17 protein-coding genes are annotated in these 22253 nt (G+C 31.2%); 15 read left to right on the top strand and 2 right to left on the bottom strand.

The features are described 5' to 3' along the window. The first annotated feature begins 74 nt into the window (after window positions 1–74). Window positions 75–1358, top strand: coding sequence for an MDR family MFS transporter (locus tag J5Y03_RS02930; protein WP_209402373.1), 1284 nt, complete (start codon window positions 75–77; stop codon window positions 1356–1358). Between the two features lie 71 nt (window positions 1359–1429). Here J5Y03_RS02930 and pssA read toward each other — a convergent pair whose 3' ends face one another. Then, entirely contained in the window at window positions 1430–2161 is a 732-nt protein-coding gene (gene pssA / locus J5Y03_RS02925; RefSeq protein ID WP_209402371.1) for a CDP-diacylglycerol--serine O-phosphatidyltransferase, read from the bottom strand. A gap of 237 nt (window positions 2162–2398) precedes the next feature. On the opposite strand from pssA, the gene J5Y03_RS02920 reads away from it, so the two are divergent. The 13 genes from J5Y03_RS02920 (at window position 2399) to J5Y03_RS02860 (ending at window position 19952) form a co-directional block, all read left to right on the top strand. Beyond that, window positions 2399–4033 (top strand): peptide ABC transporter substrate-binding protein, encoded by a 1635-nt coding sequence (locus J5Y03_RS02920; RefSeq protein ID WP_209402369.1) that lies wholly within the window; start codon window positions 2399–2401, stop codon window positions 4031–4033. Between the two features lie 291 nt (window positions 4034–4324). Next, window positions 4325–5965, top strand: coding sequence for a peptide ABC transporter substrate-binding protein (locus tag J5Y03_RS02915; protein ID WP_209402367.1), 1641 nt, complete (start codon window positions 4325–4327; stop codon window positions 5963–5965). A gap of 653 nt (window positions 5966–6618) precedes the next feature. Then, complete coding sequence (locus J5Y03_RS02910) at window positions 6619–8250, top strand: peptide ABC transporter substrate-binding protein (protein ID WP_209402360.1); 1632 nt, start codon at window positions 6619–6621, stop codon at window positions 8248–8250. Window positions 8251–8454: 204 nt separating this feature from the next. Then, window positions 8455–9045, top strand: coding sequence for a DedA family protein (locus tag J5Y03_RS02905; protein ID WP_322099540.1), 591 nt, complete (start codon window positions 8455–8457; stop codon window positions 9043–9045). A 243-nt stretch (window positions 9046–9288) separates the two neighbouring features. Next, on the top strand, window positions 9289–10230 hold the full coding sequence (locus J5Y03_RS02900; RefSeq protein ID WP_209402358.1) for a magnesium transporter CorA family protein: 942 nt from the start codon (window positions 9289–9291) through the stop codon (window positions 10228–10230). Between the two features lie 63 nt (window positions 10231–10293). Then, window positions 10294–11172 (top strand): permease, encoded by an 879-nt coding sequence (locus J5Y03_RS02895; protein WP_209402356.1) that lies wholly within the window; start codon window positions 10294–10296, stop codon window positions 11170–11172. 12 nt (window positions 11173–11184) lie between these two features. After that, window positions 11185–12045 carry a TIGR03943 family putative permease subunit gene (locus J5Y03_RS02890; protein ID WP_209402354.1) on the top strand — a complete coding sequence of 287 codons (861 nt, stop codon included), beginning with the start codon at window positions 11185–11187 and terminating at the stop codon, window positions 12043–12045. A gap of 211 nt (window positions 12046–12256) precedes the next feature. Then, window positions 12257–12550, top strand: coding sequence for a hypothetical protein (locus J5Y03_RS02885; protein WP_209402352.1), 294 nt, complete (start codon window positions 12257–12259; stop codon window positions 12548–12550). 323 nt (window positions 12551–12873) lie between these two features. Continuing rightward, the gene (locus tag J5Y03_RS02880) at window positions 12874–14016 is read left to right on the top strand and encodes a stage II sporulation protein P (RefSeq protein WP_209402350.1); all 1143 of its coding nucleotides are present in this window, start codon (window positions 12874–12876) and stop codon (window positions 14014–14016) included. A 436-nt stretch (window positions 14017–14452) separates the two neighbouring features. Then, the gene (locus tag J5Y03_RS02875; protein WP_209402348.1) at window positions 14453–16216 is read left to right on the top strand and encodes an N-acetylmuramoyl-L-alanine amidase; all 1764 of its coding nucleotides are present in this window, start codon (window positions 14453–14455) and stop codon (window positions 16214–16216) included. A 125-nt stretch (window positions 16217–16341) separates the two neighbouring features. Next, window positions 16342–18162 carry a methyl-accepting chemotaxis protein gene (locus tag J5Y03_RS02870; protein WP_209402346.1) on the top strand — a complete coding sequence of 607 codons (1821 nt, stop codon included), beginning with the start codon at window positions 16342–16344 and terminating at the stop codon, window positions 18160–18162. Between the two features lie 459 nt (window positions 18163–18621). Continuing rightward, window positions 18622–19008: a DUF3888 domain-containing protein gene (locus tag J5Y03_RS02865; RefSeq protein ID WP_209402344.1), complete on the top strand. Its 387-nt coding sequence runs from the start codon at window positions 18622–18624 to the stop codon at window positions 19006–19008. A 170-nt stretch (window positions 19009–19178) separates the two neighbouring features. Next, window positions 19179–19952: an oxalate:formate antiporter gene (locus J5Y03_RS02860; protein ID WP_209402342.1), complete on the top strand. Its 774-nt coding sequence runs from the start codon at window positions 19179–19181 to the stop codon at window positions 19950–19952. Between the two features lie 82 nt (window positions 19953–20034). On the opposite strand, the gene J5Y03_RS02855 is transcribed toward J5Y03_RS02860, so the two are convergent. Beyond that, entirely contained in the window at window positions 20035–20382 is a 348-nt protein-coding gene (locus tag J5Y03_RS02855; protein WP_209402340.1) for a permease, read from the bottom strand. Window positions 20383–20538: 156 nt separating this feature from the next. Here J5Y03_RS02855 and J5Y03_RS02850 point away from each other — a divergent pair, with 156 nt between their 5' ends. Further along, window positions 20539–22224, top strand: a complete 1686-nt coding sequence (locus tag J5Y03_RS02850; RefSeq protein ID WP_322099552.1) for a formate--tetrahydrofolate ligase — start codon at window positions 20539–20541, stop codon at window positions 22222–22224. Window positions 22225–22253 lie beyond the last annotated feature (29 nt).

Raw genomic sequence — 22253 nt, 5'->3', positions numbered from 1 at the left:
TTGAATACAATCTGAATTTTGGGTTTTTTTAATAAATTAAGAGGAGTTACTTGCATCAGAAGGGAGTGTGCAAAATGGGTATTAGAAATTGGAATTTTAATATGAAGGTCAGGTTAATTGCCGAATTTTTCTTTGGCTTATTTTATTGGATGTACTTACCATTTATGGCGATTTATTTTTCAGAGAAGTTAGGTAAAGAAACTGCAGGACTTCTATTAATGCTATCACAAGCTGTTGGTGTCATAGCAAGTTTAACAGGGGGATATTTAGCTGATACATATGGCCGAAAGAGAATGATGTCTATGTCGGCTATGTTTCAGTGTTTCGGTATGTTTTTGTTAGTATTTGCAAACTCACCAATTATTGAATTACCTTGGCTGACATTTATTGGCTTCTCTATTATTAGTATTGCAGGAATGATTTATTATCCAGCTAGCCAAGCAATGATTGGTGATACAGTTAAAGACGAAAAAGAAAGAAATGTTGTATTTGCTGTTTTTTATACTGCCATAAATATTAATGTTGTTTTAGGGCCTATTATTGGTGGTATTTTATTTTTTAAAGCTAGATTTTTATTATTTTCTGCCTCTTTTGTTATTTTTATGATTGTAGCCATAGCAATTACATTATTATTGAAAGAAACACTTAACAAAGAATCGATTAAATATGAAAAAGAAGGAATTGCTAGAACAATCGTAAAACAAATCAAAAATTATCGAGTTATCATGTCAGATCGAGTTTTATTCCTTTTTATTATAGCAGGGATACTAATATCGCAAACTTTTACCCAATTAGATTTACTATTTGCGGTTTATATTAAAGAATCGATTCCATTTCAAGAAGTTTTAAAGATAGGTTCTTGGACTTTACATACAAGTGGAGAAAAGTTATTTAGCTTCGCGATTGCAGAGAATGGGTTAATTGTTGCACTTTTCACAGTGTTAATTACAAAGCTTGGTAACTGTTTAAATGAAAGAAAACTTTTCTTTATCTCATCAATCTGCTATTCAATTTCTATGCTAATGTTTGGGTTTACTAATTTAGCATATATCATTTTATTAGCGATGATTGTATTTACAATCGGTGAAATTTTAGTAGTAGGTATTCAAAATTCATTTATTTCAAAAATTGCTCCAGAAGATAAAAGAGGGCAGTATTTTGCTGCATCGAGTTTAAGATGGTCATTTGGTAGAACAATTGCACCTTTAACAATTCCATTTGCTGGTTTAGTAGGCTACAGGTGGACATTTATATTCATTAGTTTACTTGCCCTTATAGGTGCGGTTTTATATGAAGTAATGTTTAAAGTATTAAATAAAAAAGAAATGAATAGTAAACATAGATTAAATGCAATGTAAAATAAAAATGCCAATTCACTTATTCTATTTAAAAGTGAATTGGCATTTACTATTTTGTTACGTTATTCGTTTTATCTTTTTAAACGAAACTTCTTTTTCTTTTCATGACCTTCATAGTTTGATTTTTTCTTCTTACTCTTAAAAAATTGAAAGAAGAAAAGAATAATATATAAGGGAATAGCAATATAAAGGAAAAATGGCCATTGTGCTTTTTTTAAGTCCCAAACTAAGTAAAGTAAATAACCTAAAAATAAAGTGATTATTGTGCTATATTTTGGAATTGGAATGTCTTTAAAGCTTGGAATTTGGATTCGACTTACCATCAGAAATGCTAAAGCTATAAAAATCACAATCATTATCACTGGAGGAATACTTTTATGTAATAAAGTTAATAATGCAACAATACCACCTGCAGCAGTTATAGGTACACCAGTAAAATATTTAAGAGACTTTGACATAGGTGTTATATTAAATCGAGCCAATCGATATGCACCAAACAATGGGAAAAGTCCTGAAAAACAAATACCGAAAAGACCATGATTTGAAAATATAGTGCAATAAATTAAATATGAAGGTGCTACACCAAATGTAACGATATCAGCTAAAGAATCTAATTCTTTACCCATTTGTGACTGAACATTTAAGATTCTTGCCATCCTACCGTCCATACTATCTAGCATCATACCAATGATCACTAGAATAGCAGCATTACTTATCTCTCCTTTTGCAGCAAATCCAATAGAGAGAAATCCACAATACAAATTCCCTAAGGTAAATAAGTTTGGGATACTTTTCTTAATCATAAATTCACGTCCTATAAGTAATCTTAAAAAGTGCAAAAATCAATAATTAAAATTATAACCCATTTAATAATTAAAAGGAAATACATATTAAAACTACGATTAAATTTTTTAAAAATTTAAAAAATACTTTTTTTTCAGTTAATTGTATAGTATATTGGTTGTGAGAGATAAAGATGTTTGTAGTTTGAATTATCTAAATATTACAAACGACCCAATTATTTTATGGAGGTGCTCTTTATGAAGCGCAAATTAGCTACAACTGTTTCAAGTTTAGTTGTATTAAGTACAGTATTAGCTGCATGTAACAACAGTGATTCAAAGAAAACGGAAGGTACTGCTAAGAAAGATGCGAAGCAAATTCTTCGTATTACTTCTACAACTGAAATTCCTTCAATGGATTCAGCAAAAGCAACTGACGCTATGTCATTTGAAGTGTTGAATAGTACGAACGAAGGTCTTCTTCGATTAGGGCCAAATGGAACAGTTGAACCGGGAATTGCTGATAAACCAGAGGTAAGTTCAGATGGTTTAAAATACACATTCCATCTGCGCGATGCAAAATGGTCAAATGGTGAAAAAGTTACTGCACAAGATTTTATTTATGCTTGGAAACGTGCACTTGATCCAAAGCTTGCCTCAGAATATGCATTTATTCTTTATTATATTAAAAATGGGCAAGCAATCAATGAGGAAAAAGCAACTCCAGATCAACTTGGAGTAAATGCTCCAGATGATAAGACACTAGAAGTTACATTAGAACGACCAACTCCATACTTTTTACAATTAACTACTTTTGGTACATATCTTCCTGAAAATCAAAAATTTGTTGAATCTCAGGGCAAAAATTATGGTCTAGAAGCAGGAACCGTATTATCTAATGGACCGTTTGAATTAAGTGAGTGGAAACATGAACAAAGCTATACATTAAAGAAAAATCCAAATTATTGGGATAAAGACGCGGTTAAATTGGACGAGATTAAATATAATGTCGTAAAAGATACTTCAGCAGCAGTAAATCTATATGAAGGTGGTCAAGTCGATTTACTACCAAAATTAGATGCTGAATTTATCGATAAATATAAAAATGATCCAAAGAATTTCCATACAATGTTAGATGCACGTTTAGTATTCTTCCGATTCAATGAATCGAACCCATTATTTAAAAATGCAAACGTTCGTAAAGCAATCGATTTGGCTTATGATAAAAAGGCGGTTACAGATGGAATTATGAATAATGGTGCAATTCCTGCATATTGGGTTGTTCCTACTCAATTTGCAAAAGGACCAGATGGTAAAGAGTTCCGTGATACGAATGGTGACTTCAATAAAGAAGATATAAAAGAAGCACAAAAATTATGGGCACAAGCGAAAAAAGAGCTAGGAAAAGATTCTTTCCAAGTAAATATGCTTAGCTATGATGATTCAACTCGTAAAAAAGCTGCAGAATATATTGCTGGTGAATTATCAAAGAACTTACCTGGTTTAAAAATAAATGTACAACCACAGCCATTTGAAGTGAAATTAGATTTAGAGAAAAAATTCAATTATGACTTCTCATTCTCAGGTTGGGGTCCAGACTATCCAGATCCAATGACATTCATTGACATGTTCTTATCTAATAGTCCTTTCAATGAAATGAAATACAATAATCCTGAATATGATAAACTAGTTTTAGATGCGAAAAAAGAGCCTGATGCTTCTAAACGTTGGAATGATATGCTAGAAGCAGAAAAAGTAATCATGAAAGATTCAGGTATTGGACCGATCTACCAAAATGGTATTGCATATTTAGAAAAACCAACAGTTAAAGGTGTTTACTACAATGCATTTGGAGCGGGATATTCTTATAAAAACGCTACAAATAAAAAGTAACATAGAGAGAAAGGAGCCCTCATATATTCTATTGAAGGCTTCTTTCTTTATTGTAGTTTACTAGAATGAAGGGGGGAATTTATGTACAGTGAACCCTAAAATCTCTATGAAGTACAAAGTCTATTTTTCAGTATTAAAAAAGTTTTCGGAAAATTAGTCAAACTTTGTTGATTTTTTATTTAATTTATGTAGAATTAAGATAAGTTAAAAAATTCTAAATCTTTTTACTATAATTTGTTGGAATGTTTTAACATTTTAAAAACAATGTAGAATACATAGGGGGCAAATAGAATGAAAAAGAAAATTTCATATTTTCTATCACTATCAGTTGCAGTGAGTATGCTTTTAGCTGGATGTAACTCAAGCAACGATAAAAAAACAGGTGGAACAGCTGAAAAAAGCCAAGACCAAGTTCTAAACTTAATTGGTAATGATGAATTACCAGGTTTAGATTCTTCAACAGCTACAGATGCTGAATCTTTTAACGTTTTAGGTAATGTTATGGAAGGTTTATTGACATTAGGTAAAGATGATGTTGTAGAACCAGGTATTGCTGAAGGAAAGCCTGAAATAAATGCTGATAAAACTGTTTACACTTTCCATTTACGTGATGCTAAGTGGTCAAACGGTGATGCTGTAACAGCTTATGATTTTGAATATGCATGGAAGCGTGGAGCTAATCCTAAAACGGCTTCTCAATATGCAAGCATGTTTACTTATTTAAAAAATGGTGAAGATGTAATTTCTGGAAAAAATAAAAATTTAAATTCACTTGGTGTAAAAGCTACTGATGCTAAAACATTAGTAGTTACACTAGAAAAGCCAGTTCCATATTTTGAATCTTTAGTAACTTTCCCAACATTCTATCCATTAAATCAAAAATATGTTGAGTCTCAAGGGAAAAACTATGCTTTAGAAGCTGGTAATTTGATTTTTGACGGACCATTCAAATTATCAAAATGGGATCACAATGTAAGTTATACATTAGAGAAAAATGATAACTATTGGGATGCAAAAGATGTAAAATTAAAAACAATTAACTACAATATCGTAAAAGATGTAGCTGCAACTGTTAACCTTTATACTACTAAAAAAGTTGACCGTGTAATTTTATCTTCTGAATTTGTTGATAAATTTAGAACTAACGAAGATTTTGGAACATATGGAACGCCAACTACATTCTTCTTACGTTTAAACGAAAAGAGAAATCCTGATCTGAAAAACGTGAACATTCGTAAAGCTTTAACGTATGCAATCAACCGTGGAGATATTACAAATGGTATTTTAAATAATGGTTCAAAACCAATTGGTGGAATTGTACCAGCAAACTTTGTTCAAGCTAATGGATCAGATTTCCATCAAGCAAATGGAGACCTAGTGAGCTTTGATAAAGCTAAAGCTACTCAGTATTGGCAACAAGGTTTAAAAGAACTTGGTAAAAAGAACTTAACATTAGAATTACTTGGTGTTGATGACGACACAAACAAAAAAATTGAAGAATATTTACAAGGTGCATTCACATCTGCATTACCTGGTTTAACAATCAACATAAAACAAGTTCCATTTAAACAAAAGCTTGATAATGAAACAAAGCAAGATTATGATATTTCATTAGGTGGATGGGGACCTGACTACTTAGATGCTACTACTTTCTTAAATATGTTTGAGTCTAAGAGCGAATTCAACCAAATGTCTTTTAATGATGGTAAGTATGATGATTTAATGAATAAAGCAAACAAAGATTATTTAGCAGATATTCCAAAACGTGATCAAGCATTACTTGATGCTGAGAAAATCTTAATTCAAGATGATGCTGCGATTATTCCATTATACCAAAGATCAAGAGCTTACTTAATGCAACATAAAGTTCATGGCTTAATTATCCACAACATAGGTCCAGATTACACTTTAAAAAATATAGAAATTAAATAATAATTTGTTTAAAAAGAGTCACAGTAAATGTGGCTCTTTTTTACGTATTTAAAATAGTACTGTAGTCTATAAAGAAGTTGAATGGAACGGAAGGTGCGAGACCCTGTAGGAATAGTGGGAAGGCTGAGACCCCGAAGGCTTCCGAGGCTCTGCTCACTCCCCACGGAAAGCTAGCATCCTGGAGTTGTAATCAACTAGCATGAAAATAATACTTCTGTACGCCATAAAAAAACAATAACAAAGAAGACGCTACTGAGTCGTTAGAATAAGAGAGCGACAAACGTATAGACTTATGGAGTATGTAGCAATGGATTGCAAGTATCGCCAGCTTCATACATTTTCATTTACTGTTGTGAAGCTCCGATTTATGAGCTTCATGGATGGCTAAAGCTTTCAATGTAGAAACAATATATACGAAAACAGACTTTTTTTAATAGAATGAAAGGAGATCCAAAAAATTCAAATACAGTATAGAAAAATCAAATTTTTCAGTATTAATTAAGTTTTTTAAAAAATTCGTCAAATTTTGTTGATTTTTCGTTAAAAATATGTAAAATAAAAGTTAAGTAAAAAATATTGAAATCTTTCTACTCTAATTTGTTAGAATATTTTAATATTTTTTAAAACGATTTAATTACATAGGGGGCAATCAAATGAAAAAGAAAATTTCTTATTTTCTATCGCTATCAGTTGCTGTTAGTATGCTTCTAGCAGGATGTAACTCAAGCAACGATAAAACTGGAGGCACTGCTTCAAAAAGTAAAGATCAAGTTTTAAACTTAATCGGTAATGATGAGTTACCAGGATTAGATTCTTCAATAGCTACAGATGCTGAATCATTTAACGTTTTAGGTAACGTTATGGAAGGTCTAATGACATTAGGTAAAAATGATGCTGTAGAACCTGGTATTGCTGAAAAGGTTGAAACAAATGCTGATAAAACAGTTTATACTTTCCATTTACGTGATGCTAAGTGGTCAAATGGTGATCCTGTAACAGCTAAGGATTTTGTATATGCATGGAAACGTACAGCGAATCCTAAAACTGCTTCTCAATATGCAAGCATGTTTGTTTATTTAAAAAATGGTGCAGATGTAACATCTGGAAAAGCTCCAGTAGACTCACTTGGTGTAGAAGCTAAAGATGATAAAACATTAGTAGTTACACTAGAAAAGCCAGTTCCATATTTTGAATCTTTAGTAACTTTCCCAACATTCTATCCATTAAATCAAAAATATGTTGAATCACAAGGGAAAAACTATGCTTTAGAAGCTGGTAATATGATTTTTGACGGTCCGTTCAAATTATCTAAATGGGATCACAATGTAAGTTATACATTAGAGAAAAATGATAACTATTGGGATGCAAAAGATGTAAAATTAAAAACAATTAACTTCAATATCGTAAAAGATGTAGCTGCAACTGTTAACCTTTATACTACTGGTAAAGTTGACCGTGTAGTTTTATCTTCTGAGTTTGTTGATAAATTCAGAACTAACAAAGATTTCGGAACATATGGAACGCCAACTACATTCTTCTTACGTGTAAACGAAAAGAGAAACCCTGATCTGAAAAATGTGAACATTCGTAAAGCTTTAACGTATGCTATCAAACGTGAAGATATTACAAATGGTATTTTAAATAATGGTTCAAAACCAATTGGTGGAATTGTACCAGCAAACTTTGTTCAAGCTAATGGATCAGATTTCCATCAAGCAAATGGAGACCTTGTAGGCTTTGATAAAGCTAAAGCTACTCAATATTGGGAGCAAGGTTTAAAAGAACTTGGTAAAAAGAACGTAACAGTAGAATTACTTGGTGTTGATGATGACACAAACAAAAAAGTTGAAGAATATTTACAAGGTGCATTAACATCTGCATTACCTGGTTTAACAATCAACTTAAAACAAGTTCCATTTAAACAAAAACTTGATAATGAAACAAAACAAGATTATGATATTTCATTAGGTGGATGGGGACCTGACTATTTAGATTCTACTACTTTCTTAAATCTGTTTAATTCTAAGAGTGAATTTAACGAAATGTCATATAATGATCCTAAATATGATGATTTAATGAATAAAGCTAACAAAGAGTATTTAACAGACATTCCTAAACGTGATCAAGCATTACTTGATGCTGAGAAAATCTTAGTTCAAGAAGATGCTGCGATTATTCCTTTATACCAAAGATCAAGAGCTTACTTAATGCAACATAAAGTTGATGGCTTAATTATCCACAACTTAGCTCCTGATTACACTTATAAAAATGTAACAATTAAATAATAACGTGTTTAAAAGGGTCACATTTATTGTGGCCCTTTTTTCGACGGTGTCTTGTATTATAGATTTTTGAATGAGTAATATCAGCATAGTTCCTATACCAATTGTAAATTTATTGTTACAAATAGTATTATACTTTGACTTTTTCTTAATTCATCAGTAATATTCTTTTAGACAAGTCGTAATATATAGAGAGGAGATGATCTTGTGACGCATTTCATACATCAAGTACTAGATTTCTTTGCATCATTAGGTTATTTTGGAGTTGCTTTAGGTTTAATGATAGAAGTGATTCCAAGTGAAATTGTCTTATCTTATGCTGGTTTTTTAATTGCACAGGGCCATATAAATTTTTGGGGAGCAATGATAGCTGGTATTATAGGTGGTACGATCGCACAAATATTTTTGTATTGGATCGGTGCCTATGGCGGGAGAGCTTTTATTGAAAAATACGGTAAGTACATATTAATAAATAAAAATCACTTAGCAATTGCAGAAAAATGGTTTGAAAAATATGGGGTTGGCGTTATCTTTACTGCTAGATTTATTCCAGTAGTTAGACATGCTATTTCAATCCCAGCAGGTATTGCAAGGATGTCATTATCTAAATTTACGTTTTATACTGTTTTAGCGATGATTCCTTGGGCTTATATGTTTATCTTAATTGGAGAAAACTTAGGGAAAAATTGGGATAAAGCAAAGAGTATAATTGCTCCATACACTCCTTATATTATGATAGGAGCTGTAATATTGCTTCTTGTGTATTTATTAGTTAAGAGAAGATTTAAAAAGAAATAATTTATTTAAGGATAAAAATGGTCACAAATTTGTGGCCATTTTTTTTATGAATTTTCTAAATGAGATGAGTGATAATAGAATAAAAATTGCTAAAATCATGAAAGGTAAATAGAGAAAGTAAAAGAAATTCTTTTAAAATAGGAAATTTTAATGCAAGAAAGGTTGAAACATTTACAATTGTTCCGTATTCTTATAGAGTATATGCTATTTCGTTTTTTGTTTAGAAATTGAGGTGAGTCTTCTATGCTTAACTATTATCTTTCTGATGAGACTGGTAAATTATCACAAATAGATTCAATTGAAAAAGGGTGTTGGATCAATGCTATAAATCCAACCGAACAAGAAATTCAATTTTTAATAAAAAAATTGGATTTAGATGTAGATTTTATTAAGGACCCACTTGATGATGAAGAACGTTCAAGGATTGAAGTAGAGGGAGAACATACCTTAATTATTGTCGACATTCCAATTGTTACACATGATGATACAGGTCATTCCATGTTTGATACAATTCCAATAGGTATGATTATATCACCTAGTACGTTTGTTACGATTTGTTTAAGTGAGAACCCTATATTTGAACGATTTATTTATCAAAAGGTGAAAGGGTTTTTTACGTATAAAAAAACTCGTTTTGCGCTGCAGATACTTCATACAACTTCTACGTATTATTTGAGGTATCTAAAGCAAATAAATCGTAAAACAAATGAAATTGAGGCCGAACTTCATCAATCTACTCGAAATCAAGAGTTATTTACAATGTTAAATTTAGAAAAAAGTTTAGTATATTTTACAACTTCTTTAAAATCCAACAAAATTGTCATGCAGAAGATATTAAAAGGTAATGTCGTAAAAATGTACGAAGATGATGAGGATCTATTAGAAGATGTAATCATTGAAAATAAACAGGCAATAGAGATGGCTGAGGTATATGGTAATATTCTAAGTGGAATGATGAATACTTTTGCTTCTGTAATTTCAAACAATTTAAATATTGTAATGAAATTTTTAACATCGATTACAATTGTTTTATCAATACCAACAATGGTTGCAAGTTTCTATGGAATGAACGTTGATGAAATACCATTATCTCATGTTCCACACGCCTTTTGGCTTGTTTTAGGTATATGCTTTTTCTTATCATCATCACTTGCATTTATATTTTGGAAGAAGAAGTTCTTTTAACTCTCATTTTCTACCTGTTTGGTAGATTTGAGAGTTTATTTTTACTAAAAATGAGGGATTTATATGGGGAATAGTTTTTTTCATTCTTTCCTACAAATGAATACAATTTTTATTTCAATTGTAGTTGAGGCACTACCATTTATTTTGATCGGTGTCTTTTTCTCAGGAATTATTCAAATTTTTGTTACTGAGGAAATGCTTTCAAAATTAATACCAAAAAATAGATTTTTAGCAGTTTTAGTTTCAGTATTATTAGGGTTTATTTTTCCGGGATGTGAATGTGGAATTGTACCAATCGTTACTAGATTAATAGCGAAAGGTGTACCACCATATGCGGCAATTGCGTTTATGTTAACTGGACCAATTATTAATCCAATCGTGTTATTTGCAACGTTTATTGCTTTTGGTAACAATATTCACATGGTCATTTTACGTTGCTTAACAGCTATTATTGTAGCTTATATTACAGGAATTGTTCTTTCATACTCAAAAATTCAAAATCCATTATTAAAAGAACATACTATTCCAGTAAACTATAATGTACCGTTAAAACAAAAATTGTGGGATGTTTGCGTCCATGCCATTGAAGAATTTTTCTCAATGGGTAAATTCTTAATAATCGGTGCTTTTATCGCTGCAAGTGTTCAAACATTTATTAGTACTGACGCTTTAGTGAAAATTGGACATGGTCCATTCTTAAGCTCACTTGTAATGATGGCTCTTGCGTTTATCTTATCATTATGTTCTGAAGCAGATGCGTTCGTTGCCTCTTCATTTCAAAGTACATTCTCTACAAGTTCGATCGTAGCATTTATGGTATTTGGGCCAATGGTTGATATTAAAAATACGTTTATGCTGTTTAATAACTTTAAAAAGGGTTATGTACTGAGAATAATTGGGTTAGCATTTGGAATCACGCTACTACTCACAACTTTCATATGAGGAGGGATGTAAATGGCTAGAGCATATATGTTATTTGGCTTTACAGTCTTTTTAGTTCAATTACATGTTTCAGGAAATATAACGAAATACATTAACATGAAATATTCCTATCTTTCCTTAACAGCTGCCATTTTATTTGGTCTGTTAACGGTCATCCAAGTTATTCACGTATTTAAGACGGAAGGAAACCATGATCATGAACACGACCATGACTGTGATCATACCTGTCATCATGGCCATGTTCATAAAAAGGAAAAAGGGATTAAACGATTTTTAAGTGCTATCGTTTTCATATTTCCTGTTTTTACAGGATTGTTTTTACCGATATCGACACTAGATTCAACAATCGTAGATGCAAAAGGATTTCATTTTCCTGTTTCTGAACCAGGCAACAATGATCCGTTTATGCAGAGACAGTACTTGAAACCAGATTTAAGTGTTTACTACGGTGAAGATGGATACAAACAATTAATAAAACAAGAAACAAAAGAATTTGTAAATAAAAATCATATCGAATTGAATGATGAAAATTTCTTAAAAGGGATGGAAGTACTTTACGATAATCCAGGTATCTTTTTAGGTACAAAAGTAACTTATAAAGGTTTTGTTTATAGAGAAAAATCATTAAATAATAATCAGCTTTTCATATTCCGTTTTGGGATCATTCATTGTGTAGCTGATTCTGGTGTTTATGGAATGCTTATAAATTTTCCTAAGAAAACAAATTTGAAAAATGATCAGTGGGTTGAGGTTACTGGAACATTGAAACAAATGTATTATCAACCATTTAAAACGACGATACCTTACTTGCAGGTTGACAATATAAAAGAAGTTAAACCGCCAAGTGAACCGTATGTATATCGAAATAAATAAATTTTTAGCTATCCCTATTAAAATGAGAGGATAGCTTTTTTTTATTTGAATGGTTTGTAATATTTTGAGGTTTTTAAAATTAGTCAGGAGAGAGTGTATTGAAAATTTTATGGTTAGTAAGATAAATAATTAGGCAAGTACACGTGTCACTTTGACAAGCCGATACGTATGTTATGAGTGTAATGTATTTTATATACAGAGGTGAACTTAAATGTGTTGGGGCTGTAACCGTGAAGAGCGTGAGGAACGTCCAGAACGTCGTCGTGAAGAGGAAAGAGAATTTGTTTCAGTTCGTAGATCTTGTAGAAGACGTAACCGCCGTCGAGATTTTGATTTTAGAGATGAATTTTGTAGAAGACAATTTAACAGAGCAAGACATAGTTGTGTCTTTAATCGATTCAGCAGCTTTAGTCGTTGTGATTGTGATTTTGATAGAGATTTTGATCGTGATCGTGACCGTGATTTTGATCGTAATCGTGACCGTGACCGTGATTTTGACTTTTAAAATTTTGTTAGATGCTTCAAATAAGAAGCATCTTTTTTTGCTTTTATTATGATTTTGATAAAGCAAACTGTTGAATTGAAAGTTGATTTGAGCAGAGGTACGAGACCCTGCAGGAGTAATACCCCCGAAGTGGCTCATCGCCCGCTCAACGGAAATCGAGCATCCCTACGTTCTAATCAACAATGACCTTTATTATATAGCCACAAAGTATACGAAAACAGCACTTCTTATTACTATTACAAACAAAAATGAAAAAAGTTATCAAGATTTAGTAATTCTAAACAAGATAGCTTGTACATATAGTGAAAGTAAGAGGTGATTAGATGAAACAAACAATCTTAATAAAAACAGTGAATATAAAAAGATTAATTGCAAGCATCTTAATAGGAATTGTTATATTATTTCTAATGGCAAGTTTGTTTGTAACGTCTATGACAGATACGAAATCATATTACGTCCATCAATGGTTTGAAAAATTTAGTACTGACGGTTTTATAAAAGCTATTCAATTAGAAAATGGACATTTTAATACAAAACAATCATTGAAAAATAATGGACAAACTATCAATTCATTATTTTTTTCATTACTTACAAATTTACGCCTGAATGATACAAAAAGTTTACTAGTTCAAGAACTTTCAAGTATGTCTAAATTTGATAATAATATTTTAGTTGCTGGAGATGGAACAGATTTCACGAATTTACCAATCGAATCAAGCTTAACACTTGATGAAATAAATAAAGACCCAAATGTGGATGTAAATAAAATTGAAGACCAACCAATCACTCCTACGAAGCCACCGACACATACAACTAATGGGAAAAATGTATTTTTAATTTATCATACACATAGCTGGGAATCATTTTTACCATTAATTCCTGGAGCTACAAAACCAAATGAAGCGACTTCATCTAAAGTAAATGTAAGTCTTCTAGGGGAACGATTGAGAAAGAAATTAATATCGAATGGGATTGGTGCAATTGATGATAAATCGAATATAGGGAATGAATTGGCAAAACGGCAATTGAATTGGAAATCGTCATATAAAATGTCAAGGTTAGTTGTCCAAGATGATTTGCAAAATGACAAAAATCTAAACTATTTAATTGATATTCACCGAGATGATGCACGGAGAGATGTAACGACACAAGTAATTAACGGAAAAAGTTATGCGAAGCTTTATTTTGTCGTAGGTGTCGAAAATAAAAACTATAAGAAAAACTATGAATTTGCAAAAGAAATTAATAAAGAAATTGAAAAAGTAGATAAACGTTTAACTAGAGGGATATTTAGTAAAAACTATTCTAATGGTAATGGCGTATATAATCAGGATTTATCACCAAATTCTATTTTAATAGAAGTAGGTGGTGTAGATAATACACTTCTAGAATTGTATCGAACAGTTGATTTATTAGGAGATATATTAGCTAATTACTATTGGAAAGCAGAAAAAGTAAATGGTTAAGCAAAGACAATCGTCTTTGCTTATTTTTTATCTTTTCTAAAAGATTGTTTTTATAAAAAGGATTTATTTTAAGAATCTGCTGATAATAAAGTTGATTGAAACGGAAGGTGCGAGACTCCTGTGGAGGCAGCGAACAGGTGAGACCCCGCAGGAGCGATGGTGACGAGGAGGCTCAACGCACGCCCCAAGGAAAGCGAGCAACCTGGAGTGAAAAATAACTTAACACAATATTTAATCGCAACAAAGTTTTTAAAAAAAATCTTTTAATCATAAACCTTCTGTTAAATAAGATTTTAATTTAACATAAAATTATTATGTAAACTAAAAATAGTAAAATATGTTTAATTTTTTAAATATTCTTTCAAGTATACTATCTTTTTTTTCGTTAATTTTATAAGATAGTTTTATACATTATAAGACAAAAGGAGACAAACTCATGAAAAAGTGTCATCTTTTATCTTTTCTACTTATCTTTCTACTAATTTTTCAATTAAATAATAGATGGGTAGAAGCATCCAATATCGTAAAGGTAAAATTCGGCTCAAAGGAACTTACCTATTTGTTAAAGGGGAAGATCATTGATCAAAAAAGTATAGATGATCCAAAGGAAAGCCTTTTAACGAGGGAAAGACTACTACTAGCTTTTGCAAAATTATCGAATATTGAAGGTTCGAATACAAGTCTTACAGAGCCTCAAATTATTCAATCAATCAAAAGTTATTACATTACTATTTTACCAACTAATTGGTTATCGGACCAAAATTTGAAAAAGGTTGTATCATTTCAAGAGTTTTGTGAAATCATCAGTGCAATTGATGGATTCCCTAATTTAAAAAAGAATGATGCTATTCAAACTTTAAAATTAAAAGGATTATTTACAGATTCTGAGTATAATACATATTTTATAAATGGAAAGCTTACATATTCAGAAGTTATAGTACTTTTGTTTAGATGGATGCAATTACCGTTAAACCAACCTCAACTAGAACCTACATATTCTTATACAACTCTAAACCAAGTGACATTAAAAGAAGGTCCATCTTATACTTATCCAAATGTAAAAACAATCCCAAAAAATACGCTCTTAACTATTTTAAAGATAACTCCTAAAGTTGCTCTAGTAAAAACTGGCAATTCTGTTGGTTATATTCCTTCTAATACATTAAGTTCATCAAATTCTGTGGGTGTTAATCAAATGTATGGAATTAATACTGATGGCCTTAATGTTAGAAGTGGTCCAAGCACTAGTTATCCAGTTATTCAAAAAATCAATAAAGCAACAAAAGTACAAGGGTATTCTATAAATAATGATTGGCTTTATCTTTCTGATAAAAATTTGAAGGGGTATATATCTATTAAATACACTACTAAACTAAAAAATGATCCATCAAAGCCACCTAGTAATCAAGATGACTCAAAGTTAGTTAGGAAGGTAATTGTCGATACAACATCATTAAATGTTCGTTCAGATAGTTCCACTTCGTCATTGGTCATTGGATCAGTTAAAAAAGGAGAAATTTTAGTCGTTTTAAAGGAAATAGATGGATGGTTACAAATTTCCAAAAATAATTCGATAGGGTTTGTAAGCAAGCAATATGTGAAAGATTTGCAAGTACCAAATTCATCTACCATTAATATAGCAATTGATGCTGGGCACGGAGGTACTGACCCTGGAACAAGCTATAATGGATTAGTTGAAAAAGATATAACTTTAAAAACTGCACAATTTATAAAAGAATCATTTTTGGGTTCAAACGTAAATGTCATTTTAACAAGAGATAGTGATCAATTTATTCCATTAGGCGATCGGGTGAAAATTGCAAAAAATAATGGTGCCATTTTATTTGTTAGTATTCATGTTAATTCTGGTAGTGGTGAAAATGGTGGAGGTACAGAAACATATTATTACGGTAAAGATGGAAAAAATCCTATGATTCAACAAAGCCAGAATCTGGCTAAATCCATTCAAACTCAATTACTAATGGCATGGAACTCAACTGACAGAGGAACGAATCATGGCAATTTCCAAGTTATTCGAGATAACAATCTTCCTGCAGTATTAACTGAGCTAGGCTTTATTGACTCACAAGCAGATCGCTTACATCTATCATCTCAATTGGAATTACACAAGGCTGCAAATGCTATCCATGATGGAATCATACAGTATCTACAAAATAGTGGATATCAAATTACTAATTAAGTAGAAGAAAGATTAATTTATTTTCTAGTAATCAATTGAAATAAGATGTTTTATATTTGAAATTTTCGCAATTATATATAAATTAGAATAAGTAAAAAAATTAAAATGTAAGTGAGGTTTTTTAATTGATACGACTAAAAAATTTAAGAATAAGTGGAAAATATGGAATCGTTACAATTGTGACAATTTCAGTTTTTATCATTTCATCTGGAATAACATTTGGATTTCTTAATTCAATCAAAGATCAATATAACAAAGCAAATATAATAAATAAACAAGAATTAGTTGCCGAGCAAATGTCTGCAATTTATTATAAAAAATATGTAGCATTGTCTGTTTATGCAACATTTAAAGATGAAACATCTTTGGAAAAATATCGAGCAATTGATGAATCATTTTTAAAAACAATCAACACATCAAAAAAAGAAATAAAAAATCCAGCTATTCTAAAAGAAATTCAAAATATCGTTGATTACAATCAACTTATGAACGATATTTTAGAGAAGAAAATCGTACCTGCAGTTGCAGAAGGTAATGAAAGTTTTGTAAAATTATTAGTTCAGCAAGCATATGGAACACAAAGTTATATAGATGGAATCTCAAGTAATATTATTAAACTACTTGATGCAGAAAGAGCTATTAATGATAAGCAAATGCGTGATTCAATCGATTTTGTTAAAGTTGTTTTAGTCCTTTCAATTATTGTTAGTGCAATCCTTTCAATTATTACCTTATACGTTGCGAATAAATTAATAAATGGAAAGTTAAATAAAATATTATCATCTATTAATGAGATTTCGAGTGGTAATTTAAGTGTTGAAACAACTGTATATGAAGGAAAAGATGAAATTGCGATTCTATCGAGTGCAATCAACAGTGTTAAAGAAAATCTAGTAAGAATAATTACTCAAATGCAAAAAGTTTCAACTGAAGTTAATGAAAGAAGTAATGAGTTATCACAATCTGCTTTTGATGTTCAAAAAGCATCACAACAAATCGCTGCTACAATGCAGGAATTAGCATCTGGTTCTTCATTACAGGCTGATTCCGCAAATCAAATGGCAGAAATGACTAGTGAATTTAATGATAAAATGACAATGGCAAATGATGCTGGAGAAAATTTAAAAACAGTGTCTAATGTAGTTCAAGAAAAAACAGCACTAGGTTATGATCAAATGCAACAATCATTGCAACAAATGAATGTTATTCATGAAGTGGTAAAAGGTTCTGTTGAGAATGTTCAACAACTTGTACAACATGCTCAATCTATTTCAAAAGTAATTAAAGTAATTCGTGATATTGCAGATCAAACAAATCTTTTAGCATTAAATGCATCGATAGAGGCTGCTCGAGCAGGAGAAGCAGGGCGTGGTTTTGCTGTTGTAGCAGAAGAAGTTCGTCGTTTAGCTGAAGGTGTAAAATTATCAGTTGAAGATATTACAAACATTGTTCAAACAATTCAAAATGAAGCGAAATCAATGTCAGTTTCTTTATCAGGCGGATTTGATGAAGTTGAAAAAGGAACAAGTGCTATTGCTGCAACAGGTGGTACATTTAACGAAATTAATAATAGTTTTTCCAATATGAATAATGAAATTATGGAAATTGCAAATAATTTAGTTACGATGCAAAATGGTAGTATGGAGCTGATGAAATTTATCGAACAAATTGCATCAGTTACTGAACAAGGCGTTGCTGGAGTACAACAAACAGCTGCATCGGTTCAAGAACAAAGTGCAACAATGGACGAGGTTGCAACTAATGCGGAATTACTTACAGAGCTTTCTGAACAACTTGATGAAGTAATCAGTCAATTTACGATTAATGAAGAAGAACATATTCAAGATGTAGAAAATATTCAAGAAGAATCGATTTCTGAAGATACGACAGATGAAGTTGAAAACGAACTAAATGAAAATAAAGAAATTAAAGAGGGAGAATTCTGATTAATAAAATAATATAAACTTTTAAAAGGCTGTGAACTCAAATTGTGAAAATTTGGTTTACAGCCTTTCTTTATTTTTTTCTTTTGAAATCGGCAGTTTTAATAGAAGTGATGCTGAATCTTTGTCTCAAAAATTATGATCCGTTGATAAAAGTTCATTTTATTGGCTCTTTTCTAAAAGATTGTTGCTTTTGAGATTATTAATATAAAGACAGAGGTTGATTACAATGGAAGGTGCGAGACTCCTGTGGGAATAGCGGGAAGGCTGAGACCTCGCAGGCTTGCCGAGGAGGCTCAGCTCACGCCTCACGGAAAGGGAGCAACCTGGAGTTGTAATCAACTAACATATTCTAAAATAGCCACAATGTTTACGATAACAGCCACAATGTTTACGAAAACAGCCATTTTATTAGAAAGACAATTATTGTTCATACTAACTTAAAAAAGAGAGGTGACTTATTTGAAGAAGACCCTAATTGTATTTTTTGTGCTGTTAATGTTTAGTACTAAAGGTTCATTAGGTAATGCAGAAACGACAAGTGAACAAACTTATCAAGAAGTAATTATGTCTCTCATTTTTCCAAGCATGAATAATGAGTTGTACAAAATATTTGGGCCAGGGGAAGAATATGACTGTCCTTCAATTGTAAAAATAAAAAAATTATATAAAGGTACATATGTATATGAAGTAACATTCCAAATCATTGCCTATAAAACGAATCAAAAACCACCATATACTTTGGTGACAATGACATTTAATAATACAAGTGGAGAGTATAACCTTGTTTCCTTAAAAAAGACATCAATCATGACGAAAAAAATCGAACCTTGTAGGTTACCACAATAATATTATGTAAACTGCTTAACGGTTCAAAATTAATTTAAAATTTCATTGAAATTAATAATGTTACAATGTAATATCAAATTTGAAAGAATTAATAATATTTACAGAATACCATGCAGTTCGTTCTCAAAATGTGGTATTATTAAGAAAAAATATTAAAGGTGGCATTATTATTGGCAGGCAACGATTCAGTAAAAGATATTATTTATATATATGGAGATAAACATAATCATTGCTATATTACTTCAGGCATTAATTTTAGAGAATTTATACAAGGTTTACCTTTTCCAATTCAAAATATACTTTTACTGAAGCATGATGTACAATGGGCTGATTATAATTTAAATTCTTCATTTAATTATGTTGAAAAAGAATACATCTCTCAGTTACTAAATGAGGATGTTGAAAAAAACCTTGATTTTTGTTGGGTTGATTTTGAGGAATTACTTGATTTAGATGAATTAGAACCAAGAGAGATTTCTGAGCTTCTTTATTTGGCTCATAAAAAAGAACCAATCTCTAAGCCGTTTTTACCAAGATTAAATAATTCGTTTGCTTACATAAATATGAATGGTGGGCAATATAAAAAAGTCTATTACAAAAGAATGAATGATTTCTTATTTATGCTTTGTAATTCGATTACAAATAAATTAAATACTTTTAATAAAAAAGGTATTAACTTTTTCTCTCGTCCTAAAAATTTAACTCCGCTTCACATAAATTTAATGTTGAAGTTACTGCCGCTAATGGAAGATGGTATAATCATTGATTTAACTGAAAGATTAGAAAATCGAAAAACAATTGAAATTCCGATTTATCGAGTAAATTACTATGCGGAAATTGATGAAGTTATTGCTAACGTGGATGAACACAGAGAAAAAACAAATCAATTTGCATTGCTAATTTATTCTAAAAAAGATAATGAATGGTCACTAACTGAAGTATAAAAACAGACTGTCCAATGAAGCAACATTTCGTTGTATTGGAGCAGTCTTTTTTTTGTAAATAAAGATTCAATTTAAACTGATTCTATATAATAGCACTTACAATGAACATTAAATTGTAAAAAACAGAAATCAGAATGGAGAATAGTCCAAATCCAATGGTAGTATATCCTAATGCTCTTTGTCCTTTACTTACAGTATAGATCCCAATAGCTGTTCCAATAATACCTAATAAAACTGGTAGCATAAATAAGGAGAACAACGATAAGAATAAGCCAGTATAACCAATCCAAAGTGTAAAAATTGTACTTTCTGATATGTTACCTTCTGTGTATCGAGTTGTGGGCATGAATTCTGTGCTATATTCTTCATTATAATCTCTAGCATAATTTTTTTTCTGTTTGTTAAAAGGGTTTTTCTTATGTCTATACATGGATCCAGCTCCTTTCATTTGCGAGGATACTCTTAGTATGGTTTGCTTCAGTTTGTTCATGAATAGTAAGTATTGTAAATGAGGTTAACTCAAATGAAAAAAATGTCTAAAAATGGTACAATTAATAATATGTATGATTCTTTAGGAGATGAGAATATGGATAGTACCGTGGTAAAATCAGACTTAGATATAGCTTTAGAATCAGAAATGAAGAAAATTGATGAAATAGCAACTACACTTCAATTAGAAGATGATGAAATTGAATATTACGGTAAATATAAAGCAAAGCTTTCATTATCTATTCTTGACCGATTACATACAAAACCAGACGGAAAATTAATATTAGTGACATCTATTAACCCAACTCCTGCTGGAGAAGGAAAGTCTACAGTTACGGTAGGTTTAGCACAAGCTTTTCATCAAATCGGGAAAAAAGCTATCGTTGCGCTTCGTGAACCTTCATTAGGCCCTACGATGGGTGTAAAGGGAGGAGCAACAGGAGGAGGTTATTCCCAAGTTGTCCCAATGGATGACATAAACTTACACTTTACTGGTGACATCCACGCAATAACAACTGCTAATAATGCATTAGCTGCTTTATTAGACAATCACATACAGCAAGGGAACGAACTACAGATTGATCCGAGAAAAATTACGTGGAAACGTGTCGTTGATTTGAATGACAGAGCTCTTCGGAAAATTGTTATTGGGTTAGGTGGACCAACGCAAGGTGTACCTCGTGAAGATGGATTTGATATAACTGTTGCATCTGAAATAATGGCTGTTCTATGTTTAGCATCAAGTTTAGACGACTTGAAAGTTAGATTAAAAAGAATTGTTGTAGCTTATACTATCCATAATGAACCTGTTACTGTTGGTGATTTAGGCGTTGAAGGTGCGCTAACTTTATTACTAAGAGATGCAATCAAACCGAATTTAGTTCAAACATTAGAGCATACTCCTGCAATTATTCATGGTGGTCCTTTTGCAAATATTGCACATGGATGTAATAGTGTGATTGCAACAAAAATGGCTGCAAAGCTCGGTGATTATGTCATTACTGAAGCTGGGTTTGGCGCAGATTTAGGTGGAGAGAAATTTTTAAATATCAAAACAAGAGCGGCAAATTTATCGCCAAATGCAGTAGTCATCGTTGCTACAATACGAGCACTAAAAATGCATGGTGGTGTAAATAAAGCTGAGTTGAAGTCCGAAAATGTTCAAGCTTTAACAGATGGAATTTGTAACTTGGAAAAACATATTGATACAATCAATCAATTTAATGTTCCTGTCGTTGTAGCCATTAATAAATTTTTAACCGATACAGAAAATGAAGTTAATTTTATTAAGGAATGGTGTAAAGAACGTGGTGTAGAGGTTGTTTTAACAGAGGTTTGGGAAAAAGGTGGTCTTGGTGGAATAGAATTAGCTGAGACAATTTCTAGACTTGTTGAAGAACCAGCGAAACCATTTGAATACATTTATGACTTAGAAGATTCAATTGAAGATAAAATCATTAAAATTGCTCAAAAGGTTTATGGAGCAAAAGATGTACAATTTTCTGCAAAAGCAATTAAACAAATGAATGATTTCGAAAACTATGGATGGTCCAATTTGCCAATCTGTATGGCTAAAACCCAATATTCTTTATCAGATCAACCTAAATTACTTGGTAGACCAGAAGGCTTTACCATTGAAATTAGAGAATTAAAAGCATCTATTGGAGCTGGATTCATAGTAGCATTAACTGGTAATGTATTAACGATGCCAGGATTGCCAAAAGAACCAGTTGCGTTAAATATGGATGTTGATTCGAAAGGTAATGCAATTGGATTGTTTTAAATAATATAGAGGTTATCCCATGCTATCCT

Source organism: Gottfriedia endophytica, assembly GCF_017814275.1.
GTDB lineage: Bacteria > Bacillota > Bacilli > Bacillales > Bacillaceae_G > Gottfriedia > Gottfriedia endophytica.
This window is presented reverse-complemented; position numbering and strand designations above follow the sequence as displayed.